At 63.4% G+C, this 23,676-nt stretch carries 25 protein-coding genes; 17 read left to right on the top strand and 8 right to left on the bottom strand.

Features of this window, described 5'->3' with window-relative positions; genetic code table 11:
* Positions 1-59 precede the first annotated feature (59 nt).
* On the top strand, positions 60-1,427 hold the full coding sequence (locus AXYL_RS32210) for a ClcB-like voltage-gated chloride channel protein (protein ID WP_013397060.1): 1,368 nt from the start codon (positions 60-62) through the stop codon (positions 1,425-1,427).
* A gap of 56 nt (positions 1,428-1,483) precedes the next feature.
* On the opposite strand, the gene AXYL_RS32215 is transcribed toward AXYL_RS32210, so the two are convergent.
* Positions 1,484-1,936, bottom strand: a complete 453-nt coding sequence (locus AXYL_RS32215) for a GNAT family N-acetyltransferase (protein WP_013397061.1) — start codon at positions 1,934-1,936, stop codon at positions 1,484-1,486.
* Between the two features lie 185 nt (positions 1,937-2,121).
* On the opposite strand from AXYL_RS32215, the gene AXYL_RS32220 reads away from it, so the two are divergent.
* Complete coding sequence (locus AXYL_RS32220; protein ID WP_013397062.1) at positions 2,122-2,457, top strand: hypothetical protein; 336 nt, start codon at positions 2,122-2,124, stop codon at positions 2,455-2,457.
* 24 nt (positions 2,458-2,481) lie between these two features.
* On the opposite strand, the gene AXYL_RS32225 is transcribed toward AXYL_RS32220, so the two are convergent.
* A complete protein-coding gene (locus AXYL_RS32225) occupies positions 2,482-3,039 on the bottom strand; it encodes a hypothetical protein (RefSeq protein ID WP_013397063.1) in 558 nt (185 codons plus the stop codon).
* A 42-nt stretch (positions 3,040-3,081) separates the two neighbouring features.
* On the opposite strand from AXYL_RS32225, the gene AXYL_RS32230 reads away from it, so the two are divergent.
* The gene (locus tag AXYL_RS32230; protein ID WP_013397064.1) at positions 3,082-3,438 is read left to right on the top strand and encodes a hypothetical protein; all 357 of its coding nucleotides are present in this window, start codon (positions 3,082-3,084) and stop codon (positions 3,436-3,438) included.
* A gap of 38 nt (positions 3,439-3,476) precedes the next feature.
* On the opposite strand, the gene mnmE is transcribed toward AXYL_RS32230, so the two are convergent.
* Complete coding sequence (mnmE, locus tag AXYL_RS32235; RefSeq protein ID WP_013397065.1) at positions 3,477-4,829, bottom strand: tRNA uridine-5-carboxymethylaminomethyl(34) synthesis GTPase MnmE; 1,353 nt, start codon at positions 4,827-4,829, stop codon at positions 3,477-3,479.
* Between the two features lie 115 nt (positions 4,830-4,944).
* Here mnmE and AXYL_RS32240 point away from each other — a divergent pair, with 115 nt between their 5' ends.
* The 14 genes from AXYL_RS32240 to AXYL_RS32305 all read left to right on the top strand — a co-directional run bounded on the left by AXYL_RS32240 (position 4,945) and on the right by AXYL_RS32305 (position 18,944).
* Entirely contained in the window at positions 4,945-6,531 is a 1,587-nt protein-coding gene (locus AXYL_RS32240; RefSeq protein ID WP_013397066.1) for an ABC transporter substrate-binding protein, read from the top strand.
* 7 nt (positions 6,532-6,538) lie between these two features.
* Positions 6,539-7,513 carry an ABC transporter permease gene (locus AXYL_RS32245; protein WP_013397067.1) on the top strand — a complete coding sequence of 325 codons (975 nt, stop codon included), beginning with the start codon at positions 6,539-6,541 and terminating at the stop codon, positions 7,511-7,513.
* Complete coding sequence (locus AXYL_RS32250; protein ID WP_013397068.1) at positions 7,510-8,430, top strand: ABC transporter permease; 921 nt, start codon at positions 7,510-7,512, stop codon at positions 8,428-8,430. The genes AXYL_RS32245 and AXYL_RS32250 overlap by 4 nt, the downstream gene beginning before the upstream one ends.
* Positions 8,431-8,441: 11 nt before the next feature.
* Positions 8,442-9,449: an ABC transporter ATP-binding protein gene (locus AXYL_RS32255; protein ID WP_013397069.1), complete on the top strand. Its 1,008-nt coding sequence runs from the start codon at positions 8,442-8,444 to the stop codon at positions 9,447-9,449.
* Positions 9,446-10,462, top strand: coding sequence for an ABC transporter ATP-binding protein (locus tag AXYL_RS32260; protein ID WP_013397070.1), 1,017 nt, complete (start codon positions 9,446-9,448; stop codon positions 10,460-10,462). Before AXYL_RS32255 ends, AXYL_RS32260 begins: the two co-directional genes overlap by 4 nt.
* Positions 10,463-10,504: 42 nt before the next feature.
* Entirely contained in the window at positions 10,505-11,704 is a 1,200-nt protein-coding gene (locus AXYL_RS32265; protein ID WP_013397071.1) for a M20 aminoacylase family protein, read from the top strand.
* Between the two features lie 357 nt (positions 11,705-12,061).
* Positions 12,062-12,457, top strand: a complete 396-nt coding sequence (locus AXYL_RS32270; RefSeq protein ID WP_013397072.1) for a RidA family protein — start codon at positions 12,062-12,064, stop codon at positions 12,455-12,457.
* Positions 12,458-12,461: 4 nt separating this feature from the next.
* On the top strand, positions 12,462-13,313 hold the full coding sequence (locus AXYL_RS32275) for a fumarylacetoacetate hydrolase family protein (RefSeq protein WP_013397073.1): 852 nt from the start codon (positions 12,462-12,464) through the stop codon (positions 13,311-13,313).
* Between the two features lie 45 nt (positions 13,314-13,358).
* Positions 13,359-14,315 carry a Bug family tripartite tricarboxylate transporter substrate binding protein gene (locus AXYL_RS32280; RefSeq protein WP_013397074.1) on the top strand — a complete coding sequence of 319 codons (957 nt, stop codon included), beginning with the start codon at positions 13,359-13,361 and terminating at the stop codon, positions 14,313-14,315.
* A gap of 83 nt (positions 14,316-14,398) precedes the next feature.
* Complete coding sequence (locus AXYL_RS32285; RefSeq protein ID WP_013397075.1) at positions 14,399-15,073, top strand: GntR family transcriptional regulator; 675 nt, start codon at positions 14,399-14,401, stop codon at positions 15,071-15,073.
* Between the two features lie 146 nt (positions 15,074-15,219).
* Positions 15,220-16,125 (top strand): TauD/TfdA dioxygenase family protein, encoded by a 906-nt coding sequence (locus tag AXYL_RS32290; protein ID WP_013397076.1) that lies wholly within the window; start codon positions 15,220-15,222, stop codon positions 16,123-16,125.
* Between the two features lie 50 nt (positions 16,126-16,175).
* Positions 16,176-17,219 (top strand): ABC transporter substrate-binding protein, encoded by a 1,044-nt coding sequence (locus tag AXYL_RS32295; protein WP_013397077.1) that lies wholly within the window; start codon positions 16,176-16,178, stop codon positions 17,217-17,219.
* 1 nt (position 17,220) lies between these two features.
* Positions 17,221-18,054 carry an ABC transporter ATP-binding protein gene (locus AXYL_RS32300; RefSeq protein ID WP_013397078.1) on the top strand — a complete coding sequence of 278 codons (834 nt, stop codon included), beginning with the start codon at positions 17,221-17,223 and terminating at the stop codon, positions 18,052-18,054.
* An 11-nt stretch (positions 18,055-18,065) separates the two neighbouring features.
* Positions 18,066-18,944 (top strand): ABC transporter permease, encoded by an 879-nt coding sequence (locus tag AXYL_RS32305; protein ID WP_013397079.1) that lies wholly within the window; start codon positions 18,066-18,068, stop codon positions 18,942-18,944.
* A gap of 81 nt (positions 18,945-19,025) precedes the next feature.
* Here AXYL_RS32305 and AXYL_RS32310 read toward each other — a convergent pair whose 3' ends face one another.
* The 5 genes from AXYL_RS32310 to rpmH form a co-directional block, all read right to left on the bottom strand.
* Positions 19,026-20,474: a catalase gene (locus AXYL_RS32310; protein ID WP_013397080.1), complete on the bottom strand. Its 1,449-nt coding sequence runs from the start codon at positions 20,472-20,474 to the stop codon at positions 19,026-19,028.
* Positions 20,475-20,731: 257 nt separating this feature from the next.
* The gene (gene yidC / locus AXYL_RS32315; protein ID WP_013397081.1) at positions 20,732-22,408 is read right to left on the bottom strand and encodes a membrane protein insertase YidC; all 1,677 of its coding nucleotides are present in this window, start codon (positions 22,406-22,408) and stop codon (positions 20,732-20,734) included.
* 48 nt (positions 22,409-22,456) lie between these two features.
* Positions 22,457-22,729, bottom strand: a complete 273-nt coding sequence (yidD, locus tag AXYL_RS34560; RefSeq protein WP_013397082.1) for a membrane protein insertion efficiency factor YidD — start codon at positions 22,727-22,729, stop codon at positions 22,457-22,459.
* The gene (locus AXYL_RS32320; RefSeq protein ID WP_013397083.1) at positions 22,726-23,097 is read right to left on the bottom strand and encodes a ribonuclease P protein component; all 372 of its coding nucleotides are present in this window, start codon (positions 23,095-23,097) and stop codon (positions 22,726-22,728) included. Before AXYL_RS32320 ends, yidD begins: the two co-directional genes overlap by 4 nt.
* 49 nt (positions 23,098-23,146) lie before the next feature.
* Positions 23,147-23,281, bottom strand: a complete 135-nt coding sequence (gene rpmH, locus AXYL_RS32325; protein WP_003816025.1) for a 50S ribosomal protein L34 — start codon at positions 23,279-23,281, stop codon at positions 23,147-23,149.
* Positions 23,282-23,676 lie beyond the last annotated feature (395 nt).

Genomic DNA, 23,676 nt, shown 5'->3' on the forward strand with positions numbered 1-23,676 from the left:
AGCCATTCTTGACTGGGAACTGAACAAAAAGTGAGCAGGTTCCGCCGTAGAATTCCGCCATGGCGACAGAAATCAGAATCAAGAAATCGGGTTGGGCAATCTGGCTGAGAAGCCGTTTGCTGGCGGACAATTTGCCGGCCACGCTGTGCGCCGCGGCGCTGATGGGCCTGTTGGGGGCGCTGGCCACCGTGGTGTTTCGGGAAATGCTGGGGTGGGCGCAGATGCTGCTCGGCGGCGTAGATGCGCCACATGGCATGGTGTCAGTCGCCCGGGGGCTGAGCCCATGGCAACGCTTCCTGATGCCGGCCATAGGCGGCGCCGTAGCCGGCCTCATCCTGCAGATGGCGGCCAGATGGCTGCCTAAGCGCGGCGCGGCGGACTATATGGAGGCGATTTCCATCGGCCGCGGGGTCATCGGTTTCCGCCAGACGGTTGCGCGCAGCCTGTCGTCGATTTTTTCCATCGGCTCCGGCGCCTCCATCGGCCGTGAGGGGCCCATGGTGCAGTTGGCGGCGATGTTGTCATCCCTGACGGGACGTTATCTGGTGCTGCCGCCGCGGCATTTGCGTTTATTGGTCGCCTGCGGCGCCACGGCGGGGATCACTTCCGCCTACAACGCGCCCATTGCCGGCGCCCTGTTCATTTCCGAGATCGTTTTTGGAGCGATTGCTTCAGCCACGTTGGTGCCGCTGGTCGTATCGTCGGTCGTGGCGAACATAGTGACGCGGCAGATCCTGCATTACGACGCGGTTTTTCATATGCCGCCCTTCACTTTCGTCTCCGGATGGGAAGTCATCAACTATCTGGGGTTGGGGGTGATCGCAGGCCTGGCGGCGCCACAATTCCTGCGTTTCCTGGACACGGCGCGTGCCGCGTTCGGTCGCGTGCCCGCGCCGCTGTGGGTACGCATGGCATTGGGCGGTCTGATCGTCGGCGCCTTGTCGGTGGTGAATCCCGAGGTATGGGGCAATGGCTACAGCGTGGTCAACAGCATGTTGCATACGCAATGGGCCTGGCAGGCGGTGGCGGCCATTCTGCTGTTGAAAACGCTGGCCACCGCGGCCAGCGTGGGGTCGGGCGCGGTGGGCGGGGTGTTCACGCCCACGCTGTTCGTGGGGGCGGCGCTGGGCGCCCTGTACGGGACCGGCCTGCAGGCCTTGTTTCCCGCGGGGGATCTGTCGGCGGTATCCAGTTATGCAGTGGTCGGCATGGGGGCTTTGCTGGCTGCCACCACCTATGCGCCATTGATGTCCATCCTGATGATTTTCGAGATGACGCTCAGCTATGAAGTCATGTTGCCGCTGATGCTGGCTTGCATTACGGGCTACGTGATCGCGCATCGCATACGGCCGGAATCGGTGTACGCGAAATCGTTGGCCAGCAATCGGCGCGCACAACGCGTCGTGGCTAGGGAGCGCGAAGAGTGATCAAGTTTCAGTAATACGAGCAAATATTCGTATTTTATTTTGTTGAGAAAGGCCCTTTAAACAAGGGCCTTTTTCATGAAGACGCGTTTCAAACCTATCTCTTCGGCTCGATGGGTCTCCACATACCCGTATCGCGTGTAGATAGCGATGTTCTCGGTCATTTTCTCTTGGGTGTACAGACGAATGCAGTCATACCCCGCCCGGCGCGCCGCGTCTTCGGCGAACAGCATCAGGTCGCGGCCATAGCCTTTGCCCTGCGCTTGCGGCGCCACCGCGATGTTGTCCAGCAGCAGGCAATCGTCTTCGTGAATCAGGACCAGGACACCCTGCACAGCATCCTGCGCCCGCAATACATGGACCATGCCCTGCGCGACTCGGGCCGGATAATCATCCCGCATCGGCCCGGGTATCGCGCCAATGCGGGCGACATAGGGTCCGTAGGCTTGCGCCACGACCCGCTCGATGTCGGGCAGGTCTTCGGAGGTGGCGAGGCGTATGTCGGGGGGCATGCGAATTCCGGATAGTGCGCTGCCCGGCGTGGGCGGGTTTCCCGGGAATATAGGACGTTCGGGCCGTCGCAGGATTGTTTTGCCAAATAGTTATAAAATTTATAACTAATAGTTCGCGTGTATACCCCGAAGATGATGTGCGATCACCGAAGAAAATACTTGAGTGATCTCGCAAAGGAGTGTCAATGGCACCTAATACGTCTTTCCCGGTGAATGGCGCGTCCGACAACCTGTGGGATGAGTATGCAAAGTTCCACGAGGCTTGTTCAGGCGTGCTGGATCGGGTCGAGCAGCACAGGGATAGCGGCATCGCCTTGTCGGAAAGTGAGTTGTCGGAGCTGAGAACCATGGTGCTCAACCTCAACGCGTTCGGGCGGGTGTTGCATGGCAAAAGAGCGCGGGAAATGCGTCAGCTGGCCGACCGCGCCGAACGCGTGTTGGGTCACGTCGAAGCGTCGCCTCGCGCGCAGATCAAGGAAGAGAGCGAGTCCGAGGACAACTCTGCCGCAGTGACGGGCTGAGCCTGAGCGCAGGACCATGTATTGTCATGCGGGCCGCCGGCGCAGGAGTGAGCGCCCCATGGCCCCGATCATCTTGAGCGTGTACAACACGAACAAGGATCCCGTAATGTCTCCGGTCAGCATCGCGATGAAGCCGTCCGCGAGCGCGGACCTTTCTCCCTGCAGAAAGAACCAGAGATGGTGAATCGCCGTGTTCATCAGTGCATAGACTACGGCGCAAATCAGCAGGCGCCAGGCGGTGAGATTGCCCAGGTCCGGCTGCAGCCGCAACGCCGATCTGGCCCAGCGGTAAGCCAGATAGGGAGCGGCGGCGGCCATGATGCCGCCCGCCACCGAGCGCAGGACGTCGTCGGGAAAATAATAGAAAAAGCAGGCCAGCCAGGATCCCGCCAACAGGCCCAGCGCCGCTGGCAGGCCGAACAGCAGCGTGCATATCAGGCGCACGCCTGCTGGCAGATAGATCCAGTTGATGCCGCGCACAAACTCAAGGTTGGTGAAAACCCACTCATTGACTGCCAGACTGCCCAGGAACAGTGCCATCGTCACCAGAGCCCATTTGCCCTGATCTAGAATGTTCTCCATGCCTCGAATTCCGCCGCTTATCGGTCGCTGCGTCCATTATCCATGAAAGAAAAAAAGAGACCTGCCGATATCTACCTGCGCTTTCTGCGCCTGGCCGATGCGCTGCGCGGCCTGCCTTCCTTGCCGTCGCTCGATCCCATGGAAGAACGCATACTCACGCTGATAGCGCGGGCATCGCAGGAACAGCGCCGCTTGTCCGTGCGCGACGTGATGGCGGTGGACAGCATAGGCTCGCCCGCGACTTTGCATGCGCGCTTGAAATCCATGCGTGAGAAAGGCTGGGTGCTGCTTGTCGATACCGAAGATGCGCGCCGCAAGCAGGTTGAATTGAGCCAGGCCGCGCTGTCGCATTTCGACCGCTTGTCCGAATGCCTGGTGGAAGCGGCGCGCAAGCACTGAATGCCGGGCTGCGGCGCTGCAACACGCGATAGCGCGGCTTATTTCCCGATGCAGAAGCTCGAGAAAATCTCGCCCAGCAGATCGTCGCTGGTGAACTTGCCCGTGATGCTGGACAGGCTGTCATGCGCCAGCCGCAGTTCTTCCGCAAACAGGTCCAGCACCCGGTCGTCCTGCTCCGCATGCGCGCCGGCAAGTTCCAGGTGCTCCGCCGCATCCTGCAGGGCGTGCAGATGCCGTTCGCGCGCCAGCCAGGGGGATTCGCCCCCGGGATTCCAGCCGGCGATACGCAGCAACTCCGCGCGCAGTTCGTCCAGACCCGCGCCGCGCTTGGCCGAGATGCCTAGTTCCTGAGGGCCGGCAGCAAAGGGTGTGGATAACAGGTCCACCTTGTTGAAAACCTTGAGCACCGGCGTGCGCGGCGGCAGGCGCGCGGTGATCTGCGCGTCGAGCTCGTCGCCGGGCTGGGTGGCATCCTGCAGATGCAGGATCACGTCGGCGCGCTCGATCTCCTGCCAGGTACGCGCGATGCCTATGCTCTCGACCGTGTCCTCGGTTTCCCTGAGGCCCGCCGTATCGACGATGTGCAGCGGCACGCCGTCGATGTGGATCTCCTGCACCACCTTGTCGCGCGTCGTGCCCGCGATCGGCGTGACGATGGCGATGTCGTCGCCGGCCAGCGCGTTGAGCAGGCTGGACTTGCCCACATTGGGTTGGCCGGCCAACACCACGTGCAGGCCTTCGCGCAGGATCACACCCTGGCGCGCCTGCGCGATCAGCTTGGAGAGATCGGCGGTCAAGGCTTCCAGGGTAGGACGGGCTTGATACTTTTCGAGGAAGTCGATCTCTTCCTCGGGGAAATCCAGGGTTGCTTCGACCAGCATGCGCAAATGGATAATGCGGTCCGACAGGTCGTTCACGCGCGCGGAAAAATCGCCCGACAGCGATGCCATGGCGCCGCGCGCCGCGGCCACCGACGAGGCCTCGATCAAATCGGCTACGGCTTCTGCCTGAGCCAGGTCCATGCGGTCGTTGAGGAAGGCGCGGCGCGTGAATTCGCCGGGTTCGGCCAGCCGGATGTCGAGGTCGCGGCCTGCGGCCAGGCAGCTTTCCAGTACGCGGCGCAGTACGGCCGGGCCGCCATGCCCTTGCAGTTCGAGCACGTCTTCGCCGGTATAGGAATGCGGCGCGCGGAAGTAGATGGCGATGCCTTCGTCCAGCAATTCGCCGGCGCCGGATTTGAACGGCAGGTAGTGCGCATGGCGCGGCGTCAGTTCGCGCTGGAACAGGCGGCGTACGAGTTCGGACAGGTCCGTGCCGGAGATGCGGACGACGCCGATACCGCCTCTTCCGGGGGCGGTTGCGATGGCGGCGATGGGGGCGTAGGCGGACATATTTCGGGCAAGGCGAGGCGAGAACAATAAGGGAATATAACTGTTGCGCCGTCCCTTGTTTGCTGGTTAATGTGGCCCGGAGGTTCAAAACCCGAAACAATCCAGGGAGATCACAATGGCATCTCGGTTTTCGCGTGTCTTGGCCTGCGGCTCAGCCGCGGTGATATTGGCCTTCGGCACATTCAGTTCGGCTATGGCCCGCGATCTGGTGATCGCCCTGAAGACCGAGCCGTCCTCGATGGATCCGCAGTATCACGCGCTCACGCCCAATACGCAGATCTCCCAGACCATTTTCGATACCCTGGTTGCCACCGACGCGCAGCTCAAACCGCAGCCCGCGCTGGCCGAGTCCTGGACCGTGGACGGCAAGGTGTGGACCTTCAAACTGCGTCCCAATGTGAAGTTCTCCGACGGCACGCCGTTCACCGCGGAAGACGTGGTCTTTACTTATGCGCGTGTGCCCAAGGTGCCCAACAGCCCTTCGCCCTTCACGCTGTATCTGGGCTCGGTCGAGAAGACCGAAGCGGTCGATGCCAGCACCGTGCGCATCACCACCAAGGACGTGGCGCCGAACCTGCTGGTGAACCTGGCGCAATTGCCCATCATGTCGAAGAAGGCGGCGTCCGGCCCGGCCGCGGAAGGCAAGACGACCACCGAACTCAATAGCGGCGACGGCCTGATCGGCACCGGTCCCTACAAGTTCGTGTCGTGGAAGCGTGGCGCTGAATTCGTGCTGGCGCGCAACGACAATTATTGGGGCAAGAAGCCCGAATGGGATCGGGTGGTCTACCGCCCCATCAGCAACGCGGCGGCGCGCGTGGCCGCGCTGCTTGCCGGCGACGTCGACATGATCGAGGATCCTCCGACCGATGACCTGCCCAAGCTGAAGGGCGACAAGAAGCTATATGTGGAAGAAACTCCGTCGGTACGCGTTGTGTACCTGGCGCTGGATCAGTTCGCCGAACCGTCGCCCGGCGTGCAAGGCACCGACAAGAACCCCATGAAGGACAAGCGCGTGCGCGAGGCGCTGTCATTGGCGATCAACCGCGATGCGCTGGTCGAGCGCGTGATGGGCGGCGTGGCGCTGCCCGCAGGCAATCTGCTGCCCTACCCCATGTTCGGTTCCAGCAAGGAACATTCCAAGGCGCCCAAGGCCGACGTGGAAAAGGCCAAGGCGCTGCTGAAGGAAGCGGGCTATCCCAATGGATTCTCCATCACGCTGGGTTCGCCGTCGGGCCGCTATGTCAACGATTCGAAGGTGGCGCAGGCAATTGCGTCGATGTGGACCCGCATCGGCGTGAAGACCAGTGTGGATGCAATGGCGCCCCCGGTGTTCTTCAAGAACCGCGACAGCTATGCGTTCTCGGCCTATCTGGCGGGCTGGTCCGTGACCAGCGGCGAGATGTCCAACGCGCTGACGTCGTTGCTGGTGACGCGCAATCCGGAAGCGGGCCTGGGCACCACCAACCGCAGCCGCTATTCCAACCCCAATATGGACGCGCTGGTGAAGGAAGCCTCGTCCACCATGGACGACGCCAAGCGCGCGGACCTGTTGTCCAAGGCCAGCAACATCGCCATGGACGACTACGCCATGCTGCCGGTGCATTTTGAACTGTCGGTATGGGCGATGAAGAGCGACATCCGCTATCAGGGCCGTCCCGACCAGGTCACGCTCGCGCAGTTTGCAACGCTGAAGAAGTAAGGCGCTAGTGCTTGCAACAATCGTAAGAAGGCTGCTGCAGACCATCGTCGTCATGCTCGTCATGTCGGCGCTGGTCTTCGCCGGCATCTACATGGTGGGCGATCCGGTGTCGATGCTGGCGAGCCCCGAGGCCACCGAGGCGCAACGCGCCGCGGTGCGCGCATCGCTGGGCCTGGACCTGCCGCTCTGGCGGCAATACCTGATCTTCATGGGCCAGGCGGTGCGCGGCGATTTCGGCAATAGCTTCCTGACGGGCGAACCGGCCATGAGGCTGATCCTGGAGCGCATGCCGGCCACCGTGGAGCTGGCCTGTGTGGCCATGCTGCTGTCGGTGCTGATCGGCGTGCCGCTGGGCATCCTGGCGGGCCTGAAGCCCAAGGCGGTCGGTTCGCGCGCCATCATGACAGGCTCGGTGCTGGGCTTTTCGCTGCCCAACTTCTGGGTCGGCCTGATGCTCATCATGGTGTTCGCGGTGATCCTGGGCTGGGTGCCGGCGGGCGGGCGCGGCCAGACCGTCAGCATCGGCTCGCTGCAGCTCAGCGTGTTGACCTTTGACGGCTGGCTGAGCTTGGCGCTGCCCGCGGCCACGATCGCAATCGCCAAGTGCGCAATGATCATCCGCGTGACGCGGGCGGCCACGCGCGAAGCCTTGCCCATGGACTACATCAAGTTCGCGCGCGCCAAGGGCTTGTCTGAAAAGCGCGTGTTGGGCGTGCATCTGCTCAAGAACATTCTGATCCCGGTGGTGACGGTGGCAGGCCTTGAATTCGGCCAGGTGATGGCGTTCGCCGTCGTCACCGAGACCGTGTTTTCTTGGCCGGGCATGGGCAAGCTGCTGATCGATTCCATCATCAATCTGGATCGTCCGGTGGTGGTCGCATACCTGCTCTTGATCGTGTTCTTCCTGGTCATGTTGAATCTGGTGGTGGACATCATCTACACGGTGCTGGACCCCCGCGTACGCTTGGATAGCCGCCGATGAACACACCCGCCACCGCCGCCGCGCCGCCGGTTCAGGCCAAGGAGCAAACACCCTGGCGCCGCTTCCTGTCGGATTTCTTCGCCAGCAAGCTGGCCACGCTGGGCCTGATCATGCTGGTCCTGATCGTGGGCGCGGCGCTGCTTGCGCCGTGGATCGCGCCGCAGAATCCCTATGACCTGGCGACGCTGGACATCATGGATTCCAAGCTCAAGCCGGGCAGCGAAAGCGGCGACGGCAGCATGCGCTATTGGTTGGGCACCGACGGCCTGGCGCGCGACTTGTTTTCGGCGATTCTGTACGGCATGCGCACCAGCCTGCTGGTGGCCAGCGTGTCGGTGCTGGCGGCCTTTGGCATCGGCGCCACGGTGGGTTTGGTGGCGGCCTATTTCGGCGGGCGCATCGATGCCTTGCTGATGCGGATTGTGGATATCCAGTTGTCGTTCCCCGCCATCCTGGTTGCACTGATGCTGCTGGCGATTCTGGGCAAGGGTGTGGATAAGGTGATCATCGCGCTGATCGTGGTGCAGTGGGCGTACTTCGCGCGCGCCGCGCGCGGCGCGGCGCTGGTCGAACGCGGCAAGGAATACGTGGAGGCGGCGCGCTGCATGTCGCTGTCCTGGGGGCGCGTGCTGTTCCGCCATGTGCTGCCGAACTGTATGCCGCCCTTGATCGTGATCGCCACCATCGATCTGGCGCACGCTATCGCGCTCGAAGCCACGCTGTCATTCCTGGGCGTGGGCGTGCCGGTGACGGAGCCATCGCTGGGCATGCTGATCTACAACGGTTTCGAGTACCTGCTGTCCGGCCAGTACTGGATCTCCTTCTTTCCCGGCATTGCTCTGGCGCTGGCCATCGTCGCCATCAACTTGGTGGGCGACCATTTGCGCGACGTGCTCAACCCGCGCCACGCGAACTGAGGGCGGGTGCGATGCAGACTCCTGTGGAAAAGTCCTTGTCGTCGCCCACGCCCATTCTTGAGGTGCATGGCCTGAAGACGCATTTCTTCACGCGCAACGGCGTGGTGAAGGCGGTGGATGGCGTGGACCTGACGCTGGCCGAAGGCGAGATCCTGGGGCTGGTAGGCGAATCGGGATCGGGTAAGAGCATCACCGGCTTTTCGCTGATGGGGCTGCTGGATGAGCCGGGCCGCATTGTCGACGGCACCTTGCGGTTCAACGGCGAAGACCTGCGCAGCGCAACGCCCGCACGCTGGCGTGCGATCAGGGGCCAGGAGATCGCCATGATCTTCCAGGATCCCATGATGACCCTGAACCCGGTGCTGCGCGTCGATACGCAAATGATCGAGGCGGTGCAGGCGCATGGCAAGGTATCGCGCGAGCAGGCGCGCCAGCGCGCCGTGCAGACGCTGGCCATGGTGGGCATCCCTTCGCCCGAGGAACGGCTGCGCACCTATCCGCATCAGCTGTCCGGCGGCATGCGGCAGCGCGTGGCGATCGCGATCGCGCTGTTGAATTCGCCGCGCATGATCATCGCCGACGAGCCCACCACCGCGCTCGACGTGACCATACAAGGGCAGATCCTGTTCGAAGTGCAGAAGCTGTGCCGCGAGACCGGCACGGCGCTCATCTGGATCACGCATGACCTGGCGGTGGTGGCGGGCCTGGCGGATCGCGTCGCGGTCATGTATGCGGGCCGCGTGGTGGAAACCGGCAGCACGCAGGCCGTCATCAGCCATCCCATGCATCCCTACACGCATGGCTTGATCGCTTCCATTCCCACGCCCGAATCGCGCGGCAAGCCGTTGGTTCCGATTCCGGGCATGACGCCGTCGCTGCTCAATCTGCCCCAGGGCTGTGCGTTCCGCGGGCGCTGTCCGCGCGCTACCGACGCCTGTCTGGTCGAACCGCAGCCGGTGGAAGTGCGCCCGGCGCAATGGGTGCGTTGCTGGCATGCCGGAGGACCAGACATCAAATGAGCGCAGCAGAACGCGAGTCCGCGGTTCCCATCCTGTCGCTGCGCGAGGTCGAGCTGCGTTTCGTGCAGCCGGTGGACCTGGCAGGCCGCATCGCCAACCTGTTGGGCGCCGGCTTGAAGACGCAGGTCGTGCATGCGGTGGCCGGCGTCGACCTGGATGTGCGGCAAGGCGAAGTGATAGGCATCGTCGGCGAATCGGGCTGCGGCAAATCCACGCTGGGCCGCATCGTGTCCGGCATCCTGCCGCCGACCGCGGGCGAGGTCAGCTACAAGGGCAAGGCTGTGAAGGCCATGGCGGGCCCGGAGCGGCGCGCCTATGAGCTGGGCGTGCAGATGATCTTCCAGGATCCCTATGCCTCGTTGAATCCACGCATGCGCGTGCGCGAGATCATCGGCGAGGCGCCCGTGGCGCACGGCCTGGTCCGCGCGCGCGACAAGGCTGAATATGTGGCCGGGCTGATGCGCCAGGTCGGGCTGGATCCGGCTTTTGCACAGCGTTATCCCCATCAATTCTCCGGCGGCCAGAGGCAACGCGTAGGAATTGCGCGGGCCCTGGCGCTCAAGCCTTCGGTCATCGTCTGCGACGAGGCGGTCGCGGCGCTGGACGTTTCGATTCAGGCCCAGGTGCTTAATCTGTTCGAACAGTTGCGCGCCGACCTGGACCTGACCTATCTTTTCATCAGCCACAACCTCAGCGTGGTCAGCCACATATCGGACCGCGTGGCCATCATGTACCTGGGCCGCGTGGTGGAGCTGGCGCCTACCGACACGGTCTTCCGGCGCGCCAACCATCCGTACACGCAGGCCTTGCTGAAGGAACTGCCGACGCTGCAGCCGGGGCGGCGCACTTACCAGCCCATCAAGGGTGAACTGCCGTCGCCGCTGGATCCGCCGGCGGGCTGCGCGTTCCACCCCCGCTGCCCGCATGCCATGCCGCGCTGCAAGACGGAGCGGCCGCTGTTGCGGGAAGTTGCGCCGGGACAGTTCAGCGCCTGCCATCTGAACGATGCGTGAAGCCAAATACCTGAACCCAACTCTTACGCCTTATCCACAGCCATGAAAACCATAGACGAAATCGAACGCGCCCACGGCGACCTCACCGCATTGCGACGGGATATCCACGCCCATCCTGAACTCGCTTTCCAGGAAACGCGCACGTCGGCGCTGGTGGCGGAGCGTTTGCGCGGCTGGGGCCTGGAAGTCCACACCGGGCTGGGGAAAACCGGTGTGGTGGGCATATTGCGCGGCGGCAGCGGCAAGAAGACCATAGGCCTGCGTGCCGACATGGACGCGCTGCCCATGCCGGAACACAACCGCTTCGCGCACAAGTCCACCATCAGCGGACGCATGCATGGCTGTGGCCATGACGGGCATACGACGATGTTGCTGGGGGCGGCGCAATACTTGTCGACCCATCGCGATTTCGACGGCACGGTGGTGTTCATATTCCAGCCGGCCGAAGAAGGCGGCAACGCCGGCGCGCGCGCCATGATGCAGGACGGCCTGTTCGAGAAATTTCCCTGCGACGCGGTATTCGGCATCCACAACATGCCCGGCATGCCGGTCAACCAGTTCGGGTTCCGCGCAGGACCGACCATGGCCTCCAGCAACCGCTGGGATATCGTCATCAAGGGCGTGGGTGGCCACGCGGCGCAGCCGCACGCATCGGTGGACCCCATCATCGTCGCGGCCGACATGGTGCACGCCCTGCAGACGGTGATCTCGCGCGGCAAGAATCCGCTGGATCAGGCCGTGCTGTCGATCACGCAGATCCACGCGGGCGACGCCTACAACGTGATTCCCGGCGAAGCCGTGCTGCGCGGCACCGTGCGCACGTATTCGGTAGAGACCCTGGACAAGATCGAGGCCGACATGCGCCGCATCGCGACCACCTTGCCGCAGGTGTATGGCGGCACGGGCGAACTGGATTTCGTGCGCGCGTATCCGCCGCTGGTCAACTGGGAAAAGGAAACCGCCTTCGCCGCCCAGGTGGCCGAAGACGCCTTCGGCGCTGAAAATGTGCAGCGTGAAATGCCGCCCTTCATGGGCGCGGAGGACTTCTCCTTCTTCCTGGAGGCGGTGCCGGGGACCTACCTGTTCCTGGGCAATGGCGACGGCGACCACCGCATGGAAACCTATCACGGCATGGGTCCGTGCCAGCTGCACAATCCGAATTACGACTTCAACGACGCCCTGCTGCCGGTGGGCGCGACTTATTGGGTGAAACTGGTGCAGGCGTTTCTGCCGAAGTCCTGACCCACGCAAGTCATTGATTTAAAAGGCGCAGACTTTCAAAGGTCTGCGCCTTTTTCATGGCGTGGCCGAGTTGTGCACAGCCTGTCCACTGGCTATTCACCGCCTATCCACCGGGATATCCCCCGGCAATCCACCGCTTTTCCCGAGCTTGCCACCAGGCTTATCCCAAGACTTATCCACAGGCTTCGCCGCGCGCTACACCGGCGAAATTCTCCCGTTCCAAGGGTAAATGCGTATGTCCGCGAGTCCGGCTCGGCCTTGACTCATTTGGGCGCGCCAGCCTATCATTGATATAACTGTGAAATATCACTGTTATTTTAATTGGCCGTTCCCACCCTACCTTGAACAGGAAATCCCATGGTCCACAAAGTACGCATCACCAGCCCCCACGTCGCCGAAGCCGAACCCGGCCTGTGGTCCAACTGCCTGCGCGTGAAAGATTCGGTTTATCTGTCTGGGCTGACCGCCCGCGCCAACGACGGCACGACGATCCAGGGCGCGGATGCCTATGAACAGGCCCAGGTCATCTTTGCAAAGATGAAGCATCTGCTGGAAGCCGCAGGCGGCCAGATCGACGACATGGTGACGATGACGATCTTCCTGACCAACATGGCGGACAACCAGCAGGTGTGGAAGGCGCGCCGCGAATTCTTCAGCGGTGATTTCCCCGCCTGCGCACTGGTGCAGGTATCCGCCCTGGCCAAGCCCGAGATCCTGGTGGAAATCCAGGGCCAGGCGCGTCTCGCGGACTGACACCATGAAAATTGTTCGCTATGCCAGCGAGTCCGGCCCGGTATTGGGCCGGCTGGATGGCCAGGCCATTACGCCCTTCCAGGGCGTGGCAGACGTACAGGCGCTGCTAAGCAATGTCGTGCAGGCCAGCGGCGCGGCGGTGCCGCTGGAGTCGGTGCGTCTGCTTGCGCCCATCATCCCGCAGCGCAATGTGTTCTGCGTGGGCTGGAACTATCTCAAGCACTACGACGAAAGCAAAGGCAAGCGCGAAGGGCAGGAGGTCGAACTGCCTGAGCGCCCTACCTTCTTCAGCAAGCTGCCCACCACGGTCGTGGGGCCGCGCGACAGCGTGCCGCTGCACGAGGCCTATACCGCCAAGCTGGACTGGGAGGTCGAGCTGGCCGTGGTGATCGGCAAGGAGGGACGCGATATCGCCGAAGCCGATGCCCTCAGCCATGTGTTCGGCTATACGGTAGCCAATGACCTCAGCGCGCGCGATCTGCAACGCGCGCACGGCGCGCAATGGTTCAAGGGCAAGAGCCTGGACGCGACCTGCCCGATGGGGCCGGTCCTGATCACCGTGGATGAAATCGGCGACCCGCAGAATCTCGCCCTGGGCTGCGAGGTCAATGGCGTGCGCATGCAGCATGGCCACACACGCAACCAGATCTTCAGCGTGGCGCGTGTGATCGCCGAGCTGTCGCAAGGACTCACTCTGCTGCCGGGCGACGTCATCCTGACCGGCACGCCCGAGGGGATAGGCGCGGCTCGCCAACCCCCCGTGTTCCTGGCTGACGGCGACGTCGTGGAATGTTGGGTGGAAGGCATAGGCTCATTGCGCAACGTCGTGCGAGCGGGCCTGCGCTACGCGGAATAAGCCGACGAGCGTTCGGCACCGATGAAAAATCAAGGGGTAGATATCATGAAGAAAACCGTACTGTTAGTCGCGCTGGGGCTGGCCAGCGTGAACGCCGCCGCCGACACTTTCCCGTCGCAGCCCATGACGTTGATCGTGCCGTACACCGCGGGCGGTTCCTCGGACGCGCTGGCGCGGGCGCTGGCCAAGGCCATTGCCAAGAACAACGGCGCCAACATCATTGTCGAAAACCGTCCTGGCGGCAGCACCGTGATAGGCGCGCAGACCTTGCTAGGCAAGCCCGCAGACGGCAACACCGTCCTGTTGATCGCGGCGAGCTTCGTCATCAATCCCTACTTGCTGAACCAGTTGCCCTATGACAGCGTGAAGGACTTCCAGCCGGTCACGCAGTTGGCGTCCAACCCGCATGTGCTGGTGGTCGGACCCAAGGTCCCGGCCGGCGATCTGAAGGCGTTTCTGGCGTGGGCCAAGGAACAGGGCGACAAGGCGACCTTCTCTTCGTTCGGCAATGGTTCATCGGGCCACCTGGGCTTCGAGATGCTGAAAAAGCAGGCCGGCCTGGGCATGATGCACGTGCCATACAAGGGCGCGGCGCCGGCCACCATGGCGGTGCTGAGCGGCGAAGTGGATGCGACCCTGGGGGACGTGGGCGTGGTCGCGCCGCATATCCAGGCGGGCAAGCTGCGCGCCCTCGCGGTGGCTGGAAGCGTACGCACGCCAGCGCTGCCCGATGTGCCGACCTTTGCCGAGGCCGGCTTGCAGGGTTTCGAATCGCAAACCTGGATGGGGCTGCTGACGCGTAGCGGCGTGCCCGCGGAACGGGTGCAGCGCCTGAACCAGATGTACTCGGCAGCGCTGCAGGACGCCGACGTGCGCCAGATCCTGGCACAGCAGGGCATGGTGGCGGCGGCCTCCGCCCCGGACACGTTTGCGGCCTTCATGAAAGCGGAATCCGCCAAATATGGGCAGGCCATCAAGGATGGCAACGTGCGCATCGATTGAGGAAACGCTGGTCCGCCCGCACCGGTCGCTATAATCGCAGCGGTCTGCGCCGGTAGCGGCGCGTGGTCAGCAACCATCACCGCATGCCCAAAACCCTTACCCCCAAGCGACTGCAGGAAGACACCGCGCCGGCGGCTTCGCTCGGCGAACAGGCGTATATCGCGATCAAGCGCATGATCCTGACGCAGGAGCTGCGCGCGGGGGACCAGATCAATGTTGCGCAACTGAGCGAACAGCTGTCGCTTGGCCGCAGCCCCATCCACCTGGCCATACACCGGCTGGATCGCGAGGGCCTGGTCGACATCCTGCCGCGCAAGGGCATTCTGGTCAAAGCGGAAACCATAGACAGCTTCTTCGAACTGATTGCGGCGCGCCTATTGGTTGAACCGCATCTGACCGGCCTGGCTGTGGACAATGCCACGCCGGCGCTGCTGGAACGCTTGCAAGCGCTGGTAGCGGCAGGTTGGGAATGCCATGAACGCCAGGACCGCCTGGGCAGCATGGAAATCGACCGCAGATTCCACCAGACGCTGTACGAAGCCGCCCGCAATGACATCCTGGCGGAGTTTGCGGGCAGTCTGCTGGACCGTTCCATGCGCCTGTGGTTCCGACCGCCTGCGGGCAAGGCCGAAAAGCCCAATGTGGCGGAACTGGAAGACCTGTACAAGATGGTCGAGCGCGGCGATAAAAAGGCCGCGGTGCGCAAGATGGAGCAGCATATCGGCTCCGTGCGCGGCAAGTTCCTTTCGCGCGAATAAGCTTATAGCCGCAACGCGAGGGCGCGCCATATGACGCGCAGGCTTGAACAAAGGCCGAATAATTCGTTTGCGTAGGGGTTGCCCGTTTTCATAATGGATCGTTCCTGAGCCGGCCTGGCCGGCGGCATTCGCGCAAGGAGCGATCCATGTCCCAGAGCAACGCGTTGCGCCTGTCCGAGGCGTATGCCGAACCCGCGACGCAAGCCTTTTCGATCCGCCCTCTGGCGGCCGTGACAGGCGCAGAAATCGTCGGCATCGACCTGTCGCGCGAGCTGGCCCCGGCCGATTTCGCCCAGGTGCATCGTGCGCATCTGGACCATCACCTGCTGGTGTTCCGCGACCAGCGCATCACGCCGAAACAGCACATCGATTTCAGCCGCCGCTTCGGCCGCCTGATGATCCATGTGCTGCATCAATTCCATCTGCCTGGGCATCCCGAGATCCTCATCGTCTCCAACATCGTCGAAGACGGCCAGCCGATAGGGCTGGGCGATGCCGGCAAGTACTGGCATTCGGACATCTCGTACAAGGAACTGCCGAGCCTGGGCTCGCTGCTGCACGCGCAGGAGCTGCCTGCGCAAGGGGGCGACACGCTGTTCGCCGACATGCATGTGGCGTACGACACCCTGCCGGCCGTCTTGCGCGACGCCATCGAAGGCAAGCGCGCCGTGCATTCCTATCTGGCCAAATACGGCCAATTGCAGAAGGAAGGCGCGTGGCGCCCCAATCTCAGCGCGCAGCAGGTGGCGCAGGTGCAGGAAGTGATTCATCCGGTGGTGCGCACCCATCCCGAAACCGGCCGCCGCGCGCTGTTCGTGAGCGAGGGCTTCACCACCCGTATCGAAGGCCTGCCCGAAGACGAGAGCCGCCAGATCCTGGACGAGCTGTTCGCCCATAGCATCCGGCCCGAACACATCTACCGCCACCAATGGCAGCCGCATGACCTGGTGTTCTGGGACAACCGTTCCCTGATCCACCTGGCCGGCGGCACGCCGGACCATCTGCGCCGCAAGCTGTACCGCACCACCATCGAAGGCGACCTGCCTTTCTGATGGTCAGCCTGCCGCAATTTCGCGCAAACCATTTATCCACAGGGACCGCCATGGGTTTTTCCTCCGCTCTACGTGATCGCTTGGTCCAGGCCGCTACCGGCGCAGGCCTAGCGCTGATACTTGCCGTGCTGGCGCTGGCTTCACCCACGCCGGCCATGGCGGAAGGCCGCATCCGCATCGCCGAGCAGTACGGCATTGTTTATTTGCTGCTGAACGTGGCGCGTGACCAGCAATTGATCGAAAAGCACGGCAAGGCCGATGGTGTGGATATCTCGGTCGAGTGGGCCAAGCTGTCTGGCGGCTCGGCGGTGAACGATGCGCTGCTGTCGGGAGCGGTGGATATCGCGGGGGCGGGCGTGGGACCGCTGCTGACGATCTGGGATCGCACGCGCGGCAAGCAGAACGTGAAGGGCGTGGCTTCACTGGGCAACTTTCCCTACTACCTGGTCAGCAACAATCCCAACGTGAAGACGATTGCCGACTTCACCGACAAGGATCGCATCGCGGTGCCGGCGGTGGGCGTGTCGGTGCAATCGCGCGTGTTGCAGCTGGCGTCGGCCAAGCTGTGGGGCGATGCGCAGTTCAACAAGCTGGACAAGATTTCCGTCGCGCTGCCGCATCCAGACGCGGCCGCTGCCATCATCGCGGGCGGCACGGAAATCACCGGGCATTTCGGCAACCCGCCCTTTCAGGAGCAGGAACTCGCCGGGAATCCCAATGCGCGCATCGTGCTCAAATCCTATGACGTGCTGGGCGGACCCAGTTCGTCGACGGTGTTGTTCGCCACCGAGAAATTCCGCAAGGAAAATCCGAAGACCTACAAGGCGTTCCAGGCCGCATTGCAGGAAGCCGCCCAGTTTGCCGCCGCCAATCCGGAACAGGCTGCGGACACCTATCTGCGCGTCACCGGCGCCAAGCTGGACCGCGACTTCCTGATCAAGGTGATCAAGAATCCCGACGTGCAATTCAAGCTGGAACCGCAGAATACCTACGCGCTAGCCGAATTCATGCACAAGGTCGGCGCGATCAAGAACGCGCCGGCAAGCTGGCGCGACTATTTCTTTGACGATGCCATCATCGCGCAAGGCAGCTGATATGGGGCTGAGCGCCGCAGCCCCTGTGGATAACACCGAAAAGGCCGCGCCTTTGCTGGCTGTGGATAAGGTGTCGATCGAATATAAGACGCGCGAACGGCGCGTGCGCGCCACGCATCAGGTCAGTTTCGACGTGCATGATGCGGAGCGCTTTATCCTGCTGGGGGCATCCGGCTGCGGCAAGTCCACGCTGCTCAAGGCGATCGCGGGCTTCATCGAGCCGACCGAAGGCCGCATCGCCGTCGACGGCAAGACCGTGCGTGGCCCCGGGCCAGACCGCATCGTGGTGTTCCAGGAATTCGACCAATTGCCGCCGTGGAAGACGCTGCGCCAGAACGTGGCGTTTCCGCTGGTGGCCTCGCGCAAGCTCGGCAGGCGCGAGGCCGACGAGCGCGCCATGCACTACCTGGATAAGGTCGGGCTGTCCGCGTTCGCCGATGCCTATCCGCACACCTTGTCTGGCGGCATGAAGCAGCGCGTGGCCATTGCCCGCGCCCTGGCCATGCAGCCGCGGGTACTGCTGATGGACGAACCCTTCGCGGCGCTGGACGCGTTGACGCGGCGGCGCATGCAGGAAGAACTGTTGGCATTGTGGGAAGGCGAGCGCTTCACGCTGCTGTTCGTCACGCATTCGATCGAAGAGGCATTGGTGCTGGGCAGCCGCGTGCTGTTGCTGTCGCCGCATCCGGGGCGCGTGCGCGCCGAGCTGAACGCGCATGCCTTCGGGCTGCACAGCCAGGGCTCCGCGGCCTTCCAGTCGGCTGCCAGACGCATTCATGACCTGCTGTTCGATGTCGCGCCGGCGCAAGCGCCCGCCGAACGGGCTGCGGCCTGAAGGAAACATGCATGAGTACTGCTTACGCGGGCGCCGTGCCCGTACGCCCCGAAGTGGAGTACGAACTGCCGCCTCTTCCGCCGCAAGCGGCTGAGGCGTCCCTGCCCTGGCATGAGCGCCTATGGCAGCACGCCAGCCTGCGCAAGCTGGCGATCCTGGCGCTGCTGGCCGGCATCTGGGAGCTGGCGGCGCGCTATACCGATAACGATCTGCTGCTACCCAGCGCCACGCAGACGGCGGTGGCCTTCGTGCAGGGCATCGCCGGCGGCGAGCTGCTGGCGCGCGCCGGGCAGTCGTTGCGCGTGCTGGCGCAGGGCTATGCGGCCGGCGTGGCGTTGGCCTTCGTGCTGACCACGCTGGCGGTGTCGACGCGCTTCGGGCGCGATCTGCTGTCCACCTTGACCGCCATGTTCAACCCCCTGCCCGCCATCGCGCTATTGCCGCTGGCGTTGTTGTGGTTCGGGCTGGGCGAAGGCAGCCTGGTGTTCGTGCTGATCCATTCGGTGTTGTGGGCGCTGGCGCTGAACACGTATGCGGGCTTTCTGGGGGTGTCGGAGACTCTGCGCATGGCGGGTCGCAATTACGGCCTGACCGGTCTTCGCTATGTGCTGCAGATCCTGGTGCCCGCCGCCTTGCCGGCCATCCTCGCGGGGTTGAGGATAGGCTGGGCGTTTGCGTGGCGCACGCTGATCGCGGCGGAACTGGTGTTCGGGGCTTCCAGCGGCAAGGGCGGCCTGGGCTGGTACATCTTCCAGAACCGCAACGAGTTATACACAGACCGGGTGTTCGCGGGGCTGGCGGCGGTCGTCATCATCGGCTTGCTTGTGGAAAACCTGGTGTTCGATACCGTGGAGCGTGTGACGGTCAGGCGTTGGGGCATGCAGCGCTGATTGCCCGCCACGCAGAGCGGGGTTGCGAGCACAAAAAAAGGCGGCCCGGATGGGCCGCCTTATGCATGGGCGCGTCGCGCTTTACAGCTTCAGTCCCAGCGCCTTGGCAACGCCGGCGGCGTAGGCGGGATCCGCCTTGCGGAAATGTTCCAGCTGGCGGCGCTGGATTTCTTCCGGCACGCCGGCCATGTGGCGGCCGATGTTGCCGAACAACAGCTCTTGCTGCGCCGGCGTCATCAGGCGGAACAGCGCGCCCGGCTGCGAGTAGTAGTCATCGTCCACGCGATGGTTCCAGCGCGCCGCGGCCTGGCCGTCCAACGGCAGGGGCGGTTCGCCCGCGGACGGGGTTTCCTTCCACTGGCCCGCGCTGTTGGGCTCGTAGTTCAACGTCGCTCCGGCGTTGCCGTCGACGCGGCCCGCGCCGTCGCGGTGAAAGCTGTGGAACGGGCAACGCGGCGCGTTCACCGGGATCTGATGGTGGTTGATGCCCAGGCGGTAGCGGTGCGTATCGCCATACGAGAACAGGCGGCCCTGCAGCATTTTGTCGGCCGAAAAACCGATGCCCGGGACCACGTTGGCTGGCGTGAAGGCGGCCTGCTCCACTTCGGCGAAGTAGTTCTCGGGATTCTTGTTCAGTTCCAGCACGCCCACTTCGATCAGCGGATAGTCGCCGTGCGGCCAGACCTTGGTGAGGTCGAAGGGGTTGATGTGATACGTCGCGGCTTCCGCCTCGGGCATGATCTGCACCTTCAGCGTCCACTTCGGGAAATTGCCCTGCTCAATGTTGTCGAACAGGTCGCGCTGCGAGCTTTCGCGGTCATGGGCGACCACTTGCGCGGCTTCCTCGTCGCTCAGACAGGCGATGCCCTGCTGCGATTTGAAGTGGAACTTCACGTAGAAGCGCTCGCCGTCCTTGTTGATGAAGCTGAACGTGTGCGAACCGAAGCCGTGTTGCTGGCGCAGGTTGGCGGGAATGCCGCGGTCGCTCATCAGGGTCGTGACCTGGTGCAGCGATTCGGGGTTGAGCGACCAGAAGTCCCAGGCGGCGGTGGCATTGCGCAGATTGGTCTTGGGGTCGCGTTTCTGGGTGTGGATGAAGTCGGGGAATTTCAGCGGGTCGCGGATGAAGAAGACCGGCGTGTTGTTGCCCACCAGGTCCCAATTGCCTTCCTCGGTGTAGAACTTGATGGCGAAGCCGCGCACGTCGCGCTCGGCGTCCGCCGCGCCGCGCTCGCCGGCCACGGTCGAGAAGCGCAGGAACAGCGGGGTCTGCTTGCCGACCTGGGAAAAGATATTGGCGCGGGTGTAGCGCGAGATGTCGTGGGTGACGGTGAAGGTGCCGTAGGCGCCGGAGCCCTTGGCGTGCACCACGCGTTCAGGGATGCGCTCGCGGTCGAAATGGGCGAGCTTTTCTATCAGCCAGAAGTCTTCCAACAGCGCCGGGCCGCGCGGGCCGGCGGTCAGCGTGTTGTTATTGTCGGCCACGGGCGCGCCTGCGGCGGTGGTCAGATGCGTCTTCTTGTCGGTCATAGCACACTCCCTATGAAATGCTGGAATGCGGGGAGCCACTGTGGGCCCCGCGCCGTGTCTGGGACAACCCCGGCATTGCCGGCCAGGGGCTATCTCCGACACATCATAGGGGTCTTGCCTTACTGTGTGAAGTTGATTGATCTATAAAACTTGATAAAGAATAACTATCAAGAAAGTCGCGGATTGGCATGGAGCATCCTGCCGGGGCGAAAAAAAACCGGTCCGCATGGGACCGGTTTCTTGAGCAAGCGCGGATATCAGCGGTTGGCTGCAGCTTCCGTCTTGCGCTGCATGGCGCGGGTGATGGACCACTGCTGCGCGATCGACAGGGTGTTGTTGACGCACCAGTAGAGCACCAGGCCGGCCGGGAAGAAGAACATCATCCCGCCGAACACCAGCGGCATGATCATCATGACCTTGGCCTGGATGGGGTCCGGAGGCGTCGGGTTCAGTTTGATCTGCAGGAACATGGTGGCCATCATGATGGCGGGCAGAATGAAGTACGGGTCGCGGATCGACAGGTCGTGCACCCACAGGATCCACGGCGCGCCGCGCATTTCCACGCTGGCCAGCAGCACCCAGTACAGCGAGATGAACACCGGGATTTGCACCACCATCGGCAAGCAGCCGCCCAGCGGATTGATCTTCTCGGTGCGGTACATCTCCATCATGGCCGCGTTGAGCTTCTGCTTGTCGTCGCCGTACTTTTCCTTCAGGGCCTGCAGGCGCGGAGCGACCTGCTTCATGCGGGCCATGGAGCGGTAGCTGGCGGCGGCCAGGGGGTAGAACACGGCCTTGATCAGCACGGTCAGCGCCACGATCGTCCAGCCCCAGTTGCCCAGGAGGGAGTGCAGCCAGGTCATCAGCTTGAACAGCGGCTTGGCGATGATGGTCAGCCAGCCGTAGTCGACCACCAGTTCCAGACCGGGGGCCAGGGCCGCCATGGCCTTCTGGTCTTGCGGACCGACCCACAGGTGCGAGTCGACGCGCGTGGCGGCGCCAGGGGCGATCTCGCCCACGGCTTCGATGCTGCGAGCGGCGTACAGGTTCTTCTGCACTTCCAGCAGTTCGTTGGTGCGCTGCTTGCCCTGCGGGGGCACCCAGGCGGTGGCGAAATAGTGCTGGACCACGGCGATCCAGCCGTTGTCCGATTGCTTGATGTAGCTGGCCTTCTTCTTTTCGATGTCGCTGAAGGTGATCTTCTGGAACTTGTCCTGTTCCGAGTAGACCGCGAAACCGGTGAAGGTGTGATAGAAGCTGGACGTGTCGGCGGGGTCGTTGCCGTCGCGTTCGAGCTGCAGGTACAGGGCGGGCGACACGGGGGCGGCGCCTACGTTGGCCAGGTCGTGGCGCACGTCGACGTCATAGCGGCCGCGGTGCAGGGTGAAGGTCTTGGTGACTTTCACGCCGCCGGATTCGCCTTCGAAGGCGACCACCAGGTTGTCGCCGGTCAGCTGGCGCTCCGAGGACACGATACGGAAAGGCGTCTGGTGCGTTGGGAAGCTCTGGCCGTTGGGGGCGCCGACCACGCCGGTCTGCACCACGTAGTTCAGGCCGGCGGCGCGGTCCAGCAGCACCGTGGGCTTGTCCGGTTGGCCGGTAGCCGGGTACTTCAGCAGCTCGGCGCGCACCAGTTGGGCGCCCATGGTGTCGAACGTCAGGCGCAGCACGTCGGTCGTGATGACGACTTCTTCCGAACGCGCGGCAACGGGCGCCGCAGCGCCGGGCACGGCGGATGCCGCGGCGGTCGCGGGGACAGGCGCACTGGGCACCGAGGGCGTCGCGTTGTTCGCGGCAGCCTGCGGCTCGCTCGTGGTGGCGGCCGGCGTGGGGCCGAACAGCGACGGCTTGCCGTTATGGATCTGCCAGTTGTTCCATAGGAGCAACAGCGAGAAGGAAAAAATCATCCAGAGGACGGTTCGTCGGATATCCATGGTGCCTACTGAGGTGAATACGGGCCAGCAAAGCCCGCCAGTTTAGCGTCAATCGTGCTCGGTGCGGTGGCTGTGGGAACAGCACGAGGGGCCATTGGTTCCCTTGGCCGGCGGAACCGGATCCAATCCGCCCGGCGACCAAGGGTGGCAGCGCCCTATTCGCCGGACCGCCAGCCAGAAGCCGCGCCAGGCGCCGTGGCGCTCGATCGCTTCGATCGCATACGCCGAGCAGGTGGGAGTAAAGCGGCACTGCCGGCCGATCCAGGGACTCAGGAAAAACCTGTAGAACCGGATCGGGGCAATGAGTAAAGCCTTGATCATCGCGCGATCCGCTCAAAGTGAGCGTCCACTTCGGCTCTGGCCGCGCGTTTCAGCGCAGTGAGCGTGGCGGGCGCAACCTTGCTATGCAGGCGCACGACGTAATCTTTTGCCGGCAACCCCAGGCGCCGATGGCGGAACGCCTCGCGGATGACCCGCTTGATGGCGTTGCGCGTGCTGGCGTGGGCGGCGAACCGCTTGGCGATCACCAGGCCCAGGCGCGCACAGGCATCCTGGCCGGGAGGCAGATCATTGGGAGCGGCGCTCACAATGAAGAACGCCCCTCGGGCAAGACGCCGGCCTTTGAGGGCGGCGGCGAACTCGGAGGGGCGATGCAGCCGCGCCTCCGGCGGAAGCGTGGAGCGCGGCATGGACTGCAGGTCAGGCGTCAGGATTCCGGAAAAACCGGAAAACCAGGACTCAGACGGCCAGACGCTTGCGGCCCTTGGCGCGGCGAGCGTTCAGGATAGCGCGGCCAGCGCGGGTTTTCATGCGCACGCGAAAGCCATGGGTGCGCTTGCGGCGGGTAACGGAAGGTTGGTAGGTACGTTTCATGGACGATCCACAAAAAGAACAAAAGTCAGAAGGGACCTGCCCGGAAGGGTTCCTGGTCGCGCATTCAGGAAGCGGGTATCTAATGAGCATTTTTGCAACAGGTGCAAAAAACAACTCGTAGACGGGGCTCTGACCGGGGAAACCCCGGGCGACTTATAGAAGCTAAAACCAGGCAGTTGCATGGGCGTAGGCATCGTTAGACACCACCGGCAACAAAGCGCGGCTAAGCTCTCTGTGGAACCTTCTGACAGACAGAATTCGGAAAAGCCCACCATTTCAGCAAGTTTTCCCTGTCTTGTCAAACAGTTAAGCCTGGGCCATGCAGACACTTATGCCCTACCCTGTGGATAACCCCAGCCCAGGCAAGGTAGAATCGAGGTTTGAATAAGAGCGAC

Source organism: Achromobacter xylosoxidans A8, assembly GCF_000165835.1.
In the GTDB taxonomy this organism is placed as follows: Bacteria; Pseudomonadota; Gammaproteobacteria; order Burkholderiales; family Burkholderiaceae_B; genus Achromobacter; species Achromobacter xylosoxidans_B.